We start from the raw sequence: 17,717 nt of genomic DNA, 5'->3' as shown, positions 1-17,717 counted from the left end.
GACTCACGTTTTGTCGATTGCAAATAATAAAGGTTCTCAATATGATCCAGTGAGATGCGGGCCGACCATCGAGAGATCGTGTAATGACTTCCCGCCACTTCTCGAGCGGCCCCACGCACTGCCGTTCTGCGCGCACTGCATAACAACAGACCGACCAAGGGATTCACATGACTGCCTCTTTCCGTTTTGCCTCACGCAAGCCGTTGGCAGCTGCCATCGCATTGTCAGCCTCCATGTTCACCGGTGCCGCTCTGGCTGAGCACCATGGCGATGGACATGACAAGGCGCTGACGGCCGAAGCTGTCGTCGCCCAGTACGCCAACGTCGCGCACGCCACCTACAGCGATGCCCTGGCCAGCGCCAATGCCTTGCGTGCCGCCAACGCCGCGCTGATCGAAGCCCCGTCCGAGGCGACGCTTGCCGCGGCTCGCACTGCCTGGAAACAGGCGCGCGTGGCGTACCAGCAAAGTGAAGTCTTCCGCTTCGGCAATGCCATCGTCGATGACTGGGAAGGTCAGCTGAATGCCTGGCCGCTGGATGAAGGCCTGATCGACTATGTCGAAGGCGACGGCTATCAGGCGGAGCTGGGCAACCCGGGCGCCAGCGCCAACATCATCGCCAACGACAGCGTGCAGATCGGTGCCGACAAGATCGACACCACCGAGATCACCCCGGAGTTGCTGGCCTCCCTCAACGAGCTGGGCGGTTTCGAGGCCAACGTGGCCAGCGGCTACCACGCCATCGAATTCCTGCTCTGGGGCCAGGACATGCATGGCTTCGAGTCTGGCGCTGGTGAGCGACCGGCGTCGGACTATGCCAAGGGCGAGGACTGCACCGGCGGCAACTGTGACCGCCGTGGCGCCTACCTGCTGGCGGCCAATGATCTGCTGATCAGTGATCTGGAATACATGGTCGGCCAGTGGGCACAGGGCGACAAGGCCAACTACCGCGCGGAACTGACCTCGCTGCCGGCCGGTGAAGGTCTCGAGAAGATGCTGTTCGGTATGGGCTCCCTGTCGTTGGGTGAGCTGGCCGGTGAGCGCATGAAGGTCGCGCTGGAAGCCAACTCCTATGAAGACGAGCACGACTGTTTCTCCGACAACACCCACTACTCGCACTTCTACAATGCCAAGGGCATCCAGAACGTCTACGAAGGCAAGTACGTGACCCTGGATGGTCGCACCTTCGAAGGCCCGTCACTGCATGCGCTCGTCGCCCAGAATGACCCGGAACTGGCTGAGAAGATGCATGAGGCGCTGGACACCACCATGGGCCAGCTGCAGGTGATGGTCGACACGGCAGAAGCCGATGGCGGCATGAAGTTTGACCAGATGATCGCCCCGGGCAATGCCAAAGGCGCCGAGATCATCAATGCCAGCATTCAGGATCTGGTCGCCCAGACCCGCCTGATCGAAGAGATCGCCGACGATGTCGGCATCAGCGGCATGAAGGCCGATACCGCGGACCATGAGTTCTAAGCACACGCTCGAGATTGCCAGTCCATGGGGTAACGATTGATTCATCCCGTGCAGCGCAGCCCCACGCCCGAACCCGTCTACGCACAGGTTCGGGCGTTGATGCTTTTCGCGCCAGCATTTAATGCGCGTCTGCTGATTCATCAAGTCGTCCCAGAGCATCCTGATCAATCAGCAGCCTGACCGCGCAAGCCAGGACCTACATTGATGTCACACGTCATCCCGAAACATCCCACACTTCACGCATTGTCTGTCGCCATAATGCTTGCCGCCCTGCCCCTCGACGTGGCACAGGCCGCCCAGTCACCGCTGACCGTGAGCGCATACCTGGCCGAACTGCCAATGCAGAAAACTGCCAGAAGCGGTGGCGACGGCAGCGTGCGCAAGCACGATACCAACGCTTACTCACTGCCGGCCAAGAACCTGAGCTTCGATCAGCGGCTGTCCTTCAGTGTCGGCAACAGCTTCTTCAAGAGCCCCTGGGTGATCGCACCCGCCAGCACCACCGCACGCGATGGCCTCGGCCCACTGTTCAACACCAACGCCTGCCAGAACTGCCACGTCAAGGATGGTCGCGGCAGCCTGCCAGCCGAGGGCGATCCCTCGGTGGGCCTCTTCCTGCGCCTGGGTCTGCCGGACAGTCACGAGGACAGCTGGAGCGATGAGGAGCGCGAATTCCGGCGTATCGCCGGGGTGATGCCGCATCCTGTCTATGGTACCCAATTGCAGAATGCCGCCGTGCCTGGCATCGAGCGCGAAGGTCGCATGCAGGTGGATTACGAGGAAGTCCTCGTGCCACTCGCGGACGGGCAGGTCGTGTCGCTTCGCAAGCCACACTACTCTCTGGCCGAACCCGGCTTCGGAGACCCGGGGCCCATCGCACTCTCACCGCGCCTCGCGCCTGGCATGGTGGGTCTCGGGCTGCTCGAGGCGGTCAGCGACGAGACATTGCGTGAATGGGCAGACCCGCAGGATGCCGATGGCGATGGCATCAGCGGCCGCCCCAATACCGTCTGGTCACTCGCCGAGCAACGCGAGGTGATGGGGCGTTTCGGCTGGAAGGCCGGCCAGCCCGATGTGCGACAGCAGAGTGCCAAGGCCTTCGCCGGGGACATGGGCCTGACATCGGATCTCGTCAGCTCCACCGACTGCACGCCGGTCCAGAAATGCGATGACCTCCCCGACGGAGGAACGATTGAGGTGGAAGACAATGTCATGGACAACGTGGCCTTCTATTCGCGCAATCTCGCCGTACCGACACGACGTGACATCGATGACCCGACGGTGCGCCAAGGCGAGCAGCTGTTCCGGGAGCTTGAATGTGCCAGCTGCCACCGCCCACGCCTGACCACCCAATCCGGCGGCGTGGCGGAACAACTGGCCGATCAGACGATCTGGCCCTACAGCGACATGCTGCTGCATGACATGGGGGAAGGATTGGCGGATGATCGCCGCGAATTCGAGGCGACCGGCAATGAGTGGCGCACACCGCCCCTCTGGGGCATCGGCCTGGCCCAGACGGTCAACCCAGCCACAGGCTTCTTGCATGATGGCCGTGCACGCACCCTGCTTGAGGCCGTGCTCTGGCATGGCGGCGAAGCCCAACCAAGCCGCGATGCCGTCGTGGCCCTGCCGACTGACCAGCGTGAGGCGCTGTTGCGCTTCCTGGAATCGCTCTGATCTCTGACTCTGAACTCTGGCTCTGGATCTCTGGCTCTGGTTCTCTGGGTCTGAACTCTGCCCAGTCTCTTCCGCTAGCCGACTATGACAAGGAATACCCGTTCATGCCCCGCGACTTCTTCACCCCAGCTGCAACCCCGATGAAACCTGCCCAGTGCAAGACCTCGCCCCTGGCCCAGTTGGCCAGCGGCATGACACTGCTGGGCGCCGCGCTGTTGTCGACGAGCACACTGGCGGCGACGAATTCTTCTGACGCCAACAAAGACGTCGCCAGAGCGGATGCCGTCAGTCAGTTTGCCGCTGACACTCTGAGCGAAGCACATCAACAACTCGCCAACCGTCTGGTGCAGCTCTCGCAGCACACTCAAGCGTTCTGCTCCGCCGAGAGTAGCATCACCCTCGAAACCCTAAAGGAAGATTGGCGCAGCGCCATGCTGGGGCTGAATCAGGTCAACTGGGTCGAGATGGGCCCCATCCTGCAGAATTCCCGTCAGTGGCAATTGTATTTCTGGCCGGACAAGAAGGATCTCGTCTCAGGCAAGACACGCGCCCTGCTCGCTGGTGATGCCCCGATCACGGCCGCGAGCCTGGCCGAGCAATCCATCGTCATGCAGGGGCTGGGCAGTGTGGAATATCAGCTCTTCGATGCACGCTACGCCGACTCCCCCCTCACCGCCGATACTCGTCGCTGCGAGCTGATGACGGCCAACACCGCCTATGCCGCCAACACCGGCAAGACGCTGCTTGAAGAGTGGCAGCAGTTCGCGCCACAACTGGCCGAAGGCACAGGCGCTTTCAGCGATCCGCGTGACGCCGTGCTTTCCCTGGTGCGCGCGATGACCGTCCAGCTTGAGGCCATCAAGGACCGCAAGCTGCGCCGCCCGATCGGGCTCGACAACGGCGGCACGGCCAACCCCTACGCGGCAGAGTCCTGGCGTGGCGGCATGGGACTTGCCAACATCGGGGCGACGCTTGCGATGATGGAGACGCTCTGGCTCGGCAATGACGAGGTCGCAGGCATTCATGGCTATCTGAATCAGCAGGTCGACCCACGCATGGTGGCCTCCATCACCGGAGATTTTGCCGACGCGCGTGACGCCTTCGCCGCCCTGCCGGCGGATCTTGCTGGCATCTTGCGTGACGACCCGCGCAATGGCGATCTGCAGCAGGCCATGATCCACCTCGAGACCCTACAGGCGGGCTTCGCTGACACGCTCAACCCGGCACTCGGGCTGTCTCTGGGCTTCAACAGCACCGATGGTGATTGATTCGGGAGTGAAGCACGTGAGCAAAACAGGACATGGCATGCTGGATACCCATCCTGCGGAGGCACGTCAGCGCCGTCGGCTGCTCAAGGCGTTGGCCTGCACCCCACTGCTGGGGTTACCCGGCGGCGCAGCACTGGCCGGTGGCAACAATGCCGCCAGTGCCCAGGGGCGTGCCCCGCTGGGAGTGGCCATCTCGGCCTGTGACGATGACACGGGACAGCACTTTGCCAGCTGCACCAGCTACCGCGGCGTGGAACGCTGGCGTCAGCCCATCAAGGAGCGTGCCCACGGCGCCACCCGTCATCCTCACAAGCCGTGGGCGTTGATCTTCGCCCGTCGCCCGGGCACGGAAATCAATGTCTTCGATCTCGAGAGCGGAGAGCGGATCACGCGCCTCGAAGCTGCACCAGACCGCCACTTCTATGGGCACGGCGTGTTCAGCCCGGACGGTGGTCTGCTCTACACCACCGAGAACGCCATCACCTCCGGGGAAGGCCGTATCGGGATCTACGACATGCATCGCGACTTCGCGCGACTCGGCGAGTTCGCCAGTGGCGGGATCGGCCCGCACGAGATTCGCCTGCACCCGGATGGCCAGCATCTGATCATCGCCAATGGCGGAATTCTCACGCGCCCGGAGACCGGGCGCGTGAAGCTCAATCTGGAGTCGATGCAGCCCAATCTGACGCTGCTGGATCGCGTGTCGGGCGAGATTCGCTGGCAAGGCGAGCCATCGCATCACCAGTTGTCATTGCGACACCTGGATGTCAGCCGTGATGGCACCATCGTCGCGGGGTATCAGTATCAGGGGCCTGCCTCGGACCATCACCCCTTGGTGGTGATGAAGCGCCCCGCCAGCGAGACCCTGCAGGAATTGCCGCTACCACGGGAATACGTCCCCCAGTTCAAGCAGTACATCGCGAGCATCGCCATCGCCCCCCAGGGCCACCTGGCCGTCGCCACCGTGCCCCGCGGCAACTTGATCACGTTGTGGAACCTCGAGACCGGTGAGCTTGAGACCACGCTGGACTTTGCCGATTGCGCCGGGGTGCTGGCGGTACCGGCGACGCAGGAGACTCCCGCGGGGTTCGTGGTCAGCAATGGACGTGGGGAATGGCTGCTGATCGATGAAGATGGCCTGCCGGTACTGGGGCCGGTGCGCCTGGCCAATACCCACTGGGACAACCATCTGGCATTGATGTAGACGGCGACACGGGGTGACAACAGCCCCCATGACGGGAAGGAAGGTGATACCCGGCCAGACACGACAACGCCCCGCAGGCTGCTGCCTGCGGGGCGTTGTCGTTCAAAAGGACGTGATGCAAAGGCGCCAGGGATCAGAAGCGATAGCTCAGACTGCCGATGATGCTGCGGGATTCCCCGTAGTAGCACCAGTAGCTGCAGCTGGCGACATATTCCTTGTCAGTGAGGTTGCTGACATTGACCTGAGCGCTCAGCTCGCGGGTGAAGTCATACCCCACCATCGCGTCGAACAGCAGATAGTCGGAGACGGTGGTCTCGCCATCCACCGATTCACCGACATAACGGGCCCCCGCCCCAAGACGCAGGCCATCCAGAGTGCCACTTTCGAAGGCGTAATCCAGCCAGCTGGAAGCCTGGTGGCGCGGTATCAGCGGCGCACGCACATCGTCTTCCAGGCGTGCATCGGTATAGGTATACGCCGAGGTCAGCTTGAGGTGGTCCGTCAGATAACCGACCATTTCCAGCTCGAAGCCACGCGACTGGCGCTCGCCCTCCTGCACCTGGACACCGCCGGTGGTGACCAGCGTATTGTCTTCGGTGAGGTCAAAGACAGCCGCCGTCACGTAGCCATCCCAGCCGGCGGGCTGATACTTGGCGCCCAGCTCCCACTGGCGACCTTCGCGGGGCTCGTACAGAGAGCCGCCATCATCCACGGCGCTGATCGGCTCGAAGGATTCGGTATAGCTCAGGTAGGGGTTGAGGCCGAAGTCACTGAGATACATCACCCCACCCGACCAGCTGATCTCGTCATCATCGGAGCGCTCGCGGGTACCGGTGGACTGATTGACGTTCTCGGTCTCGGCCTGGTCGTAACGCACCCCCGCCAGCAGTACCCACTTGTCATCGATGCGCAGCTGATCCTGCACGTAGAGGCCGATCTGCTCCTTGTCGATATCGCGCCGCGTGATCTGATCATCGCTCAAGGCGGTGTAATTCCCGTATTGCGGGTCGAACAGATCGATCGGATCGCCGAAGGCATAGTCATCCGCTTCCTTGCCGGACAGGCTGAGATTCTGATAATCCACGCCCAGCAGCAAGGTGTTCTCGGTGCGCTCGCCATACCATTTGCCGATGGCACGGTTGTCGACGGTATAGCTGTCGATGGTGCCCTCGCGGTACAGCAGCCCCCGCTGTCCCTCGCGCGCCGAGGACTGATAGAGGATGTAGCTGCTGATCAGGTCGAGATCCAGCTGGCTATAGCGGAAATCCTGCTCCAGCGCCCAGGTGTCGTTCAGCTGGTGGCGCAGCTCATAGCCCAGGGAGGTCTGGGTACGCTCATCCTTGTCATACCCCGGCTCGCTGTAGTTGGTCTGGGGGTCCACCTTGCCGAACGGCGTATCGTCCACGGTGCCATAGGCCAGCTTGAAGGCATTGGTGGGCACGCCATCATCCTTCTGGAGGCTGGCGAGCAGCGTCAGCTGGGTTGCATCCGAGATGTCCCAGGTCAGGCTCGGCGCGAAGTAGTAGCGCTCGTTCTCGGTGTGATCGAGATCCCCATCACGTTCGCGGTACAACCCGACCAGCCGATAGCGTACGTCGCCGTCATCGCTCAGATAGCCACTGGTATCGAGCCCCGTCTGGCGCAGACCGCGATTGCCGACCTGAATCTGAATCTCGCTCTGCGGCTCATCGGTGGGGCGCTTGCTGATGGCGTTGATCAATCCGCCGGGAGGCGCCTCCCCGTAAAGGATGGAAGAAGGCCCCTTGAACAGATCGACGCGCTCCAGCCCCCAGGTCTCCGGCAACCACTGATAGAAGCCTTCACGGTAGATGCGCAGGCCATCCTGATAGGTGGATTGATCAAAGCCTCGCACCTTGAACCAGTCGGTATTGTTGTCTGACCCATAATGGCCAGACAGGACGCCGGCACGGTAACGGAAGGTTTCATCGAGCTGCTGGACGTTGCGCGTGTCGAGCTCTTCGCGATTGACCGTCGAGACCGGACGCGGCGTTTCCACCAGCGGCGCATCGACTTTCAGTGCCGTGCCGACCACGACCAGGGTGTCATCGGTCTCGGCGGCCAGCACGCTGGCCGACTGTGACAGGAGCCCCGCCGCGAGACAGAGTCGTATGGCATGTGACAGGGGGGTGAGTGCCGGCCGGACAGGTGCCTGCCGTGATGTTGGGTATCTGGACATGTCGTGTTCCCTTGCAACGATCGTTGTGTGGTCAATCTCCCCTTCCGTCTCGATGCGCATCTCACTGGCACGCTGATATCGAATACGGAAAGGAATCAGGATGATTCGTATTTATCTTTCATCGATCATGATGGCCCGCCATTTCATGGAGATCCTGCCTGCAATCCCGAGAATCGCGCGTGTCACCACACTGCAGCAGCGTAAGTCGTGAAGCCTGCTGCCGTGGGTATCCTCCCTGGCCCATCACATGAGTCCGGCTCCTGGGCTCACGTCCTGCCACTGCCTGTCTGGTGATGTCGGCGGAAATGAGCGACCGCGGCATCCCGCAGCCGCCCCTTCCGCCAGCCCGAACGGGTTGTTTCAGGCTTCATCCAGACGCGCGACGGCATCCTGACTGATGCGATCGCGCTGGGCGCCCGACAACTCCTGCAGCTTGCCGGCACGCATCTCGAACAATCGGTCCGCCTGCTCGAAATAATGATCATCGTGACTGATGGCAAAGACCGTCTTGCCCATCTCGCGCAGACGCGGCAACAGATCACGATAGAAGATACGACGGAACTGCGGGTCCTGATCTGCCGCCCATTCATCCAGCAACAGGATGTCACGACACTCGGCCACGGCCATCAACAGCGCCAGTCGCTTGCGTTGTCCCTGCGACAGCTCCGTATTGACGATGCGATTTCCGTCCAGCATCAGCTTCTCTCGCATCTGCAGATAGTCCATCCACTGTGCGATGAGTGCCGGGTCCGCCGGCTCGCCGGTCGGCCCCAGCAGACGATCGAACTGATGGAAATCGGTGAAGACTGCCGAGAACTGCTGACGCCAACCTTCCCGCTCATGCGCCTGAATCGGGCGCCCATCGCGCAGAAGTGAGCCTGATGTCGGCTGATAGAGACCGGTCAAGAGCTTGGCCAGAGTCGACTTGCCACTGCCGTTGCCGCCGATCAGAAACACCAGCTCCCCGCGCCTGAGGGTGAGATCCAGCGGGCCGACCGAGAAGGCCTGTTGACTGCCCTGCTGTGCGCTCCGCTCGCTATTCTCGTGACTGCCATAGCGAAAGCAGACACTCTGCAGACTCAGGGTCTGCCAGCCAGACTCGGCCGACGTGTCTGCGGCTGATGCCTGTGCCTGAGGCTGCACATCTTGAGGAGACGCGAAATCGGCGTTGACCGGAGCCAGTGCCAGCTTGCGCAGCTTGGCGAAGGCCACATCCGCCCCCAGCAGAGTCGGCAATGCGCCTACTGCCTGAATCAGCGGCGTGCGCAGGAAGAGAAGCGTCAGGGAAAAGGTCGCGGCGACCTCACCACTGGCCCACCCCAGGCCATTGGCCAGATAGAAGACGATGCCGATGGCACCCAGCATCATGATATTGGAGAAGTTGACGGCGCTCAGGTGGTAGGTATCGGCACGCACGACGTGGTGACGATACTCGCGGGCATTGACGCTGTAGCGGGTGTCGAAATAGTCACGCGCACGGGGTCGATTGAGCGCCAGTTCCTTGCGACCATCGATGACCGCCTCATAGTCGGCGTAAAGGCGACTCTCCGCTTCTCGCACCTCGGCCAGGTGGCGATAGACTCGCGTGACCAGCCAGCTGCCCCCCATGATGGTCAAGGTCACCCAGATGGCAGTGACCAGCATCATGCCGGGGGATAGCCAGCCAAGATAGAACACGGCCCCCAGGGTCAGCACGATGCCCTGCACCAGTTCGGGCAGGCGCACGAACGCCAGGGTGATGTTGCGGATGTCACTGGACAGACTCGCCAGCAGATTGGCACTGCCCAGCTGCTCGAGCCGCTCGATATCGGTATCGAGAATCTGCTTGACCAGACGCCCGCGCAGTCCGTGCACGAAATGATGCCCCAGCGTCGTCAACGCCAGCTGTGCCCCCAGGGTGATCGCCAGCAACAGCAGAATCAGTCCGAGAAACTCCGGAAGCACCCCGACATGGGCCGCAAGCCCTTCATCCAGGGGGACGGAATCAGCATGTGTGATGAGTCGCTGGTTGATATAGGCGATGACACCGATACCCAGTCCCGCGCTGGCAAGACTGAGAAGCATCACGCCAACAAAGGACCAGCGATAATGGGCAAGAACCACTTTCAATAACGTCACACCTGCTCCCGGATATTCTGGCGAGCTGATCGCCATCACAAGACTGCTGTGCAGGCCTGATGGCTGCACCGAGAGAGGATCTTACGTCGAACATACATTAATGCAAGAAATAATGAGAAGGATTATCACTACGTAACAAGCGTCACCATAGCGACAACTGACGATCCAGCAGACGATCGAAATCATCTCCCACGAACGGCAGGATCCCATCGGCGATCGGTTTCAGCTGACGGCTGAGATAGTGCTCCACATCGATGGGCGAGCGCAGATACTCGATCGGTTCTGGCCCGGCGGTGGTCATCACGTAGCGGATCCAACCTCCGCGCTGGTAGCGCAGTGGCAGTCCGCGTCGGCGGTTCTCGTCATCTGCCAGGCGCGCTGCGCGCACATGAGGCGGCACATTGCGCTGATAGTCGTCGAGCTTGCGCCGCAGACGTTTGCGATAGGTCAGCGCTTCGATATCGGCAAGCTGTCGTGCAGATGTCGGGCCATCTCCGAGCCGTTCATTCTCGACATGACGCTGCAGATAGTCCTGCACATAGCCTTTCAGGTAATCCTGATAGGGCTGGCCTTCGAAGATGCGACGATAGAGTCCTTGCTGGAATGTCTTGGCAAGTTGCGTCCAATCAGAGCGCACGGATTCAAGCCCCTTGAACACCAGCTCTGTCTGGTCAGTCTTCCCGTCACCCGTACCACTCTTGTGCTGCAGCCCGGCGTAGCGCTTCTTGCTGCCCTCCTCGGCGCCACGAATGGTCGGCATCACGAAACGCTGATAATGGGTCTCGAACTGAAGTTCCAATGCACTCTCGAGATTCAGCGTCTCCTTGAGATGCTGTCGCCACCAGTCCGTGACATGGGCTGCCAGTTCGCGGCCGATCTCAGCGGCTTTCTCCTCGTCATGCGCACTGCCAAGCCACACGAAGGTGGAATCGGTGTCGCCATAGATGACGGTGTAGCCGCGCGCCTCGATCAACTCGACTGTCTGCTGGATGATCTGGTGGCCACGGCGGGTGATCGATGAGGCCAGACGCGGGTCGAAGAATCGGCAACCGCGTGACCCCAGTACGCCGTAGAAGGCATTCATGATGATCTTGAGTGCCTGGGTCAGCGGCACATCGCCCGCCGCACGTGCAACGTCCCGCGCCTGCCAGATATCCGCGACGATGGCGGGCAGGCAATGCCTGTCGCGTGAGAACTGTGCGCCGAGAAAGCCGGGGACGGTATCTTCAGCGGTCACGTTCGACTCACGCAGACCTTCGATCAGCCCGAGCGGGTCGATCAGAAACGTCCGGATGATGGAGGGATACAGGCTCTTGAAATCCAGCACCAGCACCGAGTCATAGAGGCCGGGCCGGGAATCCATCACGAAGCCGCCGGGGCTGTCCTCTCCCACCACGTCCCCCAGGTTGGGCGCGACCTTGCCCAGCCGGTGCAATCTCGGCAGATACAGATGCGTGAAGGCAGCCACCGAGCCACCGCTGCGATCCGTCTCAAGTCCGGTGACACTGGCCCGTGCGAGCAGAAATTCCATCAGCCGCGTCTTCGCGAAGATACGCGTGACAAGCTCACAGTCCTTGAGGTTGTAGCGCGCCAGAGACGGCTTGTCCTCGGCGAACATGCGCAGAATCTCGTCCAGCCGGCCATAGGGGTCATCAATGGCCTTGCCTTCCTGCAACAGCTCTCGCGAGACATTCTCGAGGCTGAACGACTCGAAATGCCAGAAGGCAGACTTGAGCGCCTCGATGCCATCCACCACCCAGCGGCCGGGGATCTCGGCGAAGAAATGGTCGTCCTGACGGGAATGTGACCGCCACTGCATCACGCCGCCATCACGTCCCAGTCGCAGGGGCAGGCCTTCGGCCTCTGACAACCGCACCAGCATGCGCAGATCGAACTGGATGACATTCCAGCCGATGATGACATCAGGGTCATGCAGGGTCATCCAGTCGATCAGCGCCTGGAGCAACCCACGTCGACTATCGCGGTATTCCAGCGAGAAATCGCGGCTGGCGCTCTTCTCCCCATTGGGAGGGCCCAGCATGTACACCTGACGCTGCCCGCAACCTTCAAGCGCGATGGAATACAGATTGCCCCGGGCATCGGTCTCGATGTCCAGCGATGCCCAGCGTAGCGGAGGACGATAGCCGTCAAGCGGCACCAGCCGGGCGTCAAGCAGGCTTCCATCCGGTTTTCGCTCGCCGCGTACCGTGACGCCTGCCGTGATGAAACGCTCCATCAGGTAGCGATCAGGCGGGCGCACATCCGCTTCATAGACATCGACGCCGATGGCCTTCAGGCGACGAGTCAGCTGCAACAGCATGCGGTATTCACGGCAGTAGAGCCCCACCACAGGACGGTGTTGAAAATCTTCGAGCGCAAGGGGGCGCAGTTCAGCTCCCGCCTGAAAGCCGACTAGGGTCTGTGCGAGAACCTGCTGTTCAGCCGGCAGGAAAGCGACGACGTCCTGCGGTGCACATTCGACACGAACGGCGCCTTTCTCTGTGCGAATCCAGAAGCTGATCACCACCCCCTCTGACGTGTCCCGCCAATGGCGTGTCAGCAGGAAGCCATGAAGTTCTACAGGAGCTTGGCGGGGATCTTCGGATGCGGCCTCTGGCACTGCATTACCTTTACGTTGAATATACGAATGCCGGGCAGGATGAGAGCAAGACGCGTCTGCATCCTCATACGATAATATGAATTCTGTATCGTACAACATCCGGCGTGAAGCCTGAGCCTGATGACAGCAATGACCGTCCCTTCCCGGCGACAGGATGAATGTCTGCGGCAAGGAATGCCTCTCCCGAGATAGCGGCACCCCACAAGGAGCCTGCGTCATGCAACGCTTTGAGATGATTCAAACCCTGCTGGGCCAGATGCTGGGTCAGATCGACGACATCATCTTGCTTGCGGATGATCAGCGCCACATCACCTACTTGAATGACAGCGCGGTGAAGGCTTTCGGCTACCCTCGTGAAGCGTTGATCGGCAAGCAGACACGTATGCTGTATGCCTCCGGCGATGAGTTCGAACGCCAGGGTCAGAGGCGCTTTCGTGTCGATGCCCAGCCCGCCAAGGAAGGCCGGGTCATCCGCTACCGACGACAGGATGGCACCTACTTCTATGGGGAAACGCTCGGCGGCCCCATCAAGGACCCCACCAGCGGCAATATCTTCATGTTCGGGCTGATCCGCGATGTTTCACGCCGCGTGACAGCGGAACATACCCTGCACAGCCTGCATGCCATCACCTCATCACGTGAACTCAATTTCAATGAGCGCATCGATGAGCTGCTGAAACTGGGCTGCGCCCATTTCGGCCTGCCGATCGGAATCTTCAGCCGCATCCGGGGCGGCGAATACGTCGTCCAGCGCGCCTGTCACCCGGAAGACCTGCTGGAGCCGGGACTGAGCTTCTCCCTCAGCGATACCTATTGCGATCACGTCTACAAGGCTGACTGCGTCCAGGCCTTCCATCATGTGGCCAGCAGCGAGATCCGCAACCATCCCTGCTATGCCAACTTCAATCTTGAAGCCTACATCGGAGCACCGGTCATCGTGGATGGTGAGCGCTACGGCACCTTCAACTTCTCGAGCCCTGACCCGGTGCCGCCGTTCACGGCTCAGGACATCGAGCTGGTGCGTCTCATCGCCTTGTGGGCCGGTCACGAAGTCGCGCGTGCCAATGACATCAATGCCTTGAAGGATGCCCATCAGGCGCTCGAGAAGATCGCCATCACCGACCCACTGACCGGCCTTTACAACCGACGTCATGCCCAGCAAGTGCTGGATGACAACATCGCGGCACTGGCCACCGCCGAGGTAGATCAGCCCCTGTGTGTGGCACTGCTGGATTTCGACCATTTCAAGAAGATCAACGACAACCACGGCCATGACGCCGGCGATCTTGCCCTGCAACACTTGAACGTTCTCGCCGAAGAGATTCTGCTGCCCAGCGACACCCTCGCCAGATGGGGGGGTGAGGAATTTCTGGCCATCCTGCCCAATTCACTGCTCAGCGACTCTGCCACACGTATCAATACGCTGCGCCAGCGGATGAAAGACAGTGTCGTGGAGTACGAGGGCCAACGTCTGCCCCTGTCATTGAGCATCGGGATGACCTGCCTGGAGCCCGATGACAGCGCCACACGTGAGCAGTTGATCGCACGCGCCGATGAAGCCATGTACGCGGCCAAGGAAGAAGGGCGCAACTGCCTCAGGATGCTGTAACGCAATGATGCGTGAATTGCTCCGTCCCGCCTGCCCTGATCAGGAGTCAGAACAGGACGGAGTCTTCTCACTAGAGCTCTCTCACCGAAGCGCTCTCGTCAAGGCCCTCTCGCCAAAGCCCCCGCGTCACGCCATCCCTCCTCTCGCACTCAGCTAGCGAACACGCTAAGGTCAGGCCCATCCCCTATTGCCGAGCCACCCGACGTCGTCGTTGCCTACCCTCATGCCTTCACACGATTCCAGCGCTACGCCGCCCGATGCGTCCTATGGCTTCGGCCTCTCGGAAGACGGCGTGTTGTCTGACCAGCCCACCAGCATTGCGCCCTTGACCGCCACCCTTGCCTCGCCTGCCCCTGCTGACCGTCACCAACTCGGCATATTCCTGCTGCCGGGCTTCGCGATGGTCGCGTTGTTCTCGATGATCGAACCGCTGCGCATCGCCAATCGACTGCGCGGAACACGCCTGTATCAGTGGACACTCGCAAGCCAGGATGGCGCGCCGGTCAAGGCCTCCAACGGCATGGTGCTGCCGGTGGATACCGCACGTGATGAGCTCGCCTCGGTAGACAAGCTGGTGGTGTGCACCAGCTTTGCCCCGGAAGCCTATCTGGAAGATCGCACCTTGCACTGGCTGCAGGAGCGCTCCCATGGCGGCTGCCAGCTCGGGGGCGTGGACACCGGCTGCTTCGTGCTGGCGCGCGCCGGCCTCCTAACCGGCAAGACGGTCACGCTGCACTGGGAAAGCCTGCCGGAATTCACCCAGCGCTTCGATGAGGTGGACGCCGTCGAGTCACTGTATGAAATCAGTGACGATGGCTTCTTCTGCGCCGGCGGCAGCGCCCCGCTGGACATGAGCCTGGAGCTGATTCGGCGCCAGCATGGCGAGGCGCTCTATCAGGCAGTGCGTGAACAGCTGATTCTCGATCAAGGACGCCTGCCGGCAAGCCGCCAGCGCGGCATCAGTCAGCAGACGGCCGATCTGGCCGACCCGCTGCTCAGGCGCGCGATCACGCGTATGGAGAACACCCTGGAGGCCCCGCTCAGCATCGAGGCACTCGCCGAGGAGCTCGGCCTCTCATGGCGGCAGCTGGAGCGCCGCTTCCAGCAAGGGCTCGGCTGCACGCCTCGTGCCTATCACGGTGAGCGTCGCCTGCTGCATGCACGCAGCCTGCTTCACGATACCCGCCATGGCGTCACCGATATCGCGCTGGCCTGCGGTTTCACCTCGCATTCGAGTTTCACCCGCGCCTTTCGCCGTCGCTTCGGGATCACCCCGACCCAGGCCCGCCGCCAGCCACCACGACCTCTGGGATGATCTATGCCCGCCCCCGCAACGCGATGTCGAATTGGGCACAGTGGGTGTCGAATTGGGCACAGTAGCGAACGCCGTGGGCTGCCATTCTGTCGGGGAATCGCTCACCTGACAGAAGGAAGGACTCTCCATGGCGCTCCCGATCACACCCGATTACGACAGCTGGCCAATTGACGAGACTCTCGTGAAGGTCGTTCACGAAGCACGCTTTCTGAGCGTGACCTGGAGCGATGGCCGCGTCAGCCGTTTTCATAGTGTCTGGTTGCGCGAGAACGCCGCGGACGATACCACCGTCAATCCGGCGACACGCGAACGCATTCTGGACCTCTCCCAGATTCCTGCCTGGCCGGAAATCGCCGAGGCCTGCATCGATGAGGACGGCGCACTCAGCGTGCTATTCACGCCCGAAGACCGCCGTCTGCGCTTCCACCCGGGCTTCCTGCGCGGCAATGACTATGACAACCAGGACGCGCTGCCACCGGAACTGCCGCCGATGACGCTCTGGCACGCCGAGCAGCTGGATCAGCCGCCGACCATCGATGCCGCTCGCCTGGCCGAGGCCGACCAAGGCAGCGTGCAGGAGGCGGAGATTCTGTATCCGACCCTGCATGAACTGCTCGGCAAGGGACTGGTGCGTCTGCGCAACCTGCCGACAGAAGAAGGCGCCATCGAGAAGGTCGCCGAACGCATCGGCTCGATCCGCACCACCAACTTCGGCCACCTCTTCAATGTCCGTGCGATCCAGAATCCGGATTCCAACGCCTATACCTCGATCGCCTTGCCACCGCACGTGGACCTGCCGACCCGTGAATATCAGCCGGGCCTGCAATGCCTCTACTGTCTCGAGAACACCGTGGAAGGCGGCATGGCGGTGATGATGGACGGCTTCGCCATCGCCACGGCGCTGAAGGAAGAACACCCCAAGGCCTACGAGACACTCACCACGGTACAGTGGCGCTACGCCAACACCTCGCGCAATACCGATCATGTCTGGTATTCGCCGATGATCGTGCTGGGTCAGGCAGGCGAACTGCTGGAGGTGCGGATCGCCGACTTCCTGCGCGGGCCGATGATGGCACCGTTCGAGCAGACCGAGACCGCCTATGAAGCACTGATGACGCTGCAGCGCATGTTGCGTGATCCGCGCTTCGCCATGCGCTTCACCTATGCCCCCGGCGACATGGTCATCTTCGACAATCGCCGTCTGTTGCACGCCCGCGATGCCTTCGAAGGCGACAGCGGCAGCCGCTGGTTGCAGGGCTGCTACCTGGAGCGTGACGAGGTACGCTCGCGCTATCGCATGCTCAAGCGTGCCGAACGCGCGGAGCGGGTCGAGGCAACGCCTACGGTCTGATACTCGAACATCAAGATGGCGTAAAGAAATGGCAGCCCCGAAAGTTTCCATACAAGCCTGGGGCTGCCCAGTATGGCACGCGATTTCAATGTTGATGCTCCTGATCATGCGCGGCGTGAGAATGACCATCTGCATCACCGTTGCTTTTCAGACCATGACTTTCCTGTGCAGGACTTTCCTGCAAAGCATCATGATGCCCATCATCATGGGGTAACTCTCCAACCCCATCAGCATGGTGCGATGACTGCGATAGCGTAGTCTCACCTCCGCCATGTTGATGACCATCACTTGCTGCCACAAGGGCCGTATAACGCGCAGCACTCATGTCAGGAAGTTCTTCCATGAAAGCGACCATCTGCCAGATGTACTCATCCTGCATGCTCTGACCCCATGCCGGCATTCCGCTGGCTTTTATCCCATGCTTGATGACCCAGAAACGCTCATGAGGCTCACCGCTCATGGTAGATGCTGCGAAATTCGGGGGACTGGGATAAAGCCCCCTACTGAGTTCTGTCTCTGACATACCAGGTGCCAGATGGCAGGAGGCGCACATCGAGGCATAATTTCCTGCACCGGCGACAATCATGGCTTCATCATCAAGCAGGGGAGCCTGGATAGCACTGGAGTGGAACTCGATGGAGCGATCACGCGCCGTTTCAAATACTTCGTACACCCAACCCCAATGCGGGTCATCCGCGGCCACACTGATGACCCCGGAATAAACCGCCCCCGCACCAAGAGTTGCCAGCATCATCAACGTCAGCCACATTCCCCATAGCATTTTTTTCATGTCATATCCCTTGGTCAAGCAAGCATATTCAATGAACAGATCGTCTGACACCATGCAGACAATGGGGTCTTGCCTCGTCATGCTTCCTGA

11 protein-coding genes are annotated in these 17,717 nt (G+C 61.2%); 7 read left to right on the top strand and 4 right to left on the bottom strand.

Annotated features, from left to right (window positions below):
* The first annotated feature begins 167 nt into the window (after positions 1 to 167).
* The 4 genes from F8A90_RS08120 (at position 168) to F8A90_RS08105 (ending at position 5,627) form a co-directional block, all read left to right on the top strand.
* Positions 168 to 1,478 (top strand): imelysin family protein, encoded by a 1,311-nt coding sequence (locus tag F8A90_RS08120; protein WP_200019698.1) that lies wholly within the window; start codon positions 168 to 170, stop codon positions 1,476 to 1,478.
* A gap of 258 nt (positions 1,479 to 1,736) precedes the next feature.
* The gene (locus F8A90_RS08115) at positions 1,737 to 3,155 is read left to right on the top strand and encodes a di-heme oxidoreductase family protein (protein ID WP_200019697.1); all 1,419 of its coding nucleotides are present in this window, start codon (positions 1,737 to 1,739) and stop codon (positions 3,153 to 3,155) included.
* 104 nt (positions 3,156 to 3,259) lie between these two features.
* Positions 3,260 to 4,423: an imelysin family protein gene (locus F8A90_RS08110; protein ID WP_200019696.1), complete on the top strand. Its 1,164-nt coding sequence runs from the start codon at positions 3,260 to 3,262 to the stop codon at positions 4,421 to 4,423.
* Between the two features lie 16 nt (positions 4,424 to 4,439).
* Positions 4,440 to 5,627, top strand: coding sequence for a DUF1513 domain-containing protein (locus F8A90_RS08105; protein WP_200019695.1), 1,188 nt, complete (start codon positions 4,440 to 4,442; stop codon positions 5,625 to 5,627).
* 133 nt (positions 5,628 to 5,760) lie between these two features.
* Here the strand turns inward: F8A90_RS08105 and F8A90_RS08100 are convergent, their stop codons facing one another.
* The 3 genes from F8A90_RS08100 to F8A90_RS08090 form a co-directional block, all read right to left on the bottom strand.
* Positions 5,761 to 7,824 carry a TonB-dependent siderophore receptor gene (locus F8A90_RS08100; protein WP_200019694.1) on the bottom strand — a complete coding sequence of 688 codons (2,064 nt, stop codon included), beginning with the start codon at positions 7,822 to 7,824 and terminating at the stop codon, positions 5,761 to 5,763.
* A 360-nt stretch (positions 7,825 to 8,184) separates the two neighbouring features.
* Positions 8,185 to 9,942: a multidrug ABC transporter permease/ATP-binding protein gene (locus F8A90_RS08095; RefSeq protein WP_200019693.1), complete on the bottom strand. Its 1,758-nt coding sequence runs from the start codon at positions 9,940 to 9,942 to the stop codon at positions 8,185 to 8,187.
* Between the two features lie 142 nt (positions 9,943 to 10,084).
* Positions 10,085 to 12,562, bottom strand: coding sequence for a DNA polymerase II (locus tag F8A90_RS08090; protein ID WP_267906757.1), 2,478 nt, complete (start codon positions 12,560 to 12,562; stop codon positions 10,085 to 10,087).
* 217 nt (positions 12,563 to 12,779) lie between these two features.
* On the opposite strand from F8A90_RS08090, the gene F8A90_RS08085 reads away from it, so the two are divergent.
* From F8A90_RS08085 to F8A90_RS08075, 3 genes are all read left to right on the top strand, one after another.
* Entirely contained in the window at positions 12,780 to 14,171 is a 1,392-nt protein-coding gene (locus F8A90_RS08085) for a sensor domain-containing diguanylate cyclase (protein WP_200019691.1), read from the top strand.
* A 223-nt stretch (positions 14,172 to 14,394) separates the two neighbouring features.
* Entirely contained in the window at positions 14,395 to 15,486 is a 1,092-nt protein-coding gene (locus tag F8A90_RS08080; RefSeq protein WP_233593602.1) for a GlxA family transcriptional regulator, read from the top strand.
* Between the two features lie 127 nt (positions 15,487 to 15,613).
* Positions 15,614 to 16,837, top strand: coding sequence for a TauD/TfdA family dioxygenase (locus F8A90_RS08075; protein ID WP_200019690.1), 1,224 nt, complete (start codon positions 15,614 to 15,616; stop codon positions 16,835 to 16,837).
* A gap of 85 nt (positions 16,838 to 16,922) precedes the next feature.
* Here F8A90_RS08075 and F8A90_RS08070 read toward each other — a convergent pair whose 3' ends face one another.
* A complete protein-coding gene (locus tag F8A90_RS08070) occupies positions 16,923 to 17,681 on the bottom strand; it encodes a c-type cytochrome (protein ID WP_233593601.1) in 759 nt (252 codons plus the stop codon).
* Positions 17,682 to 17,717 lie beyond the last annotated feature (36 nt).

The organism is Cobetia sp. cqz5-12, assembly GCF_016495405.1.
GTDB lineage: Bacteria > Pseudomonadota > Gammaproteobacteria > Pseudomonadales > Halomonadaceae > Cobetia.
Note: the sequence above shows the minus strand (reverse complement) of the source record. Positions and strands in the feature narration are given on the sequence as shown.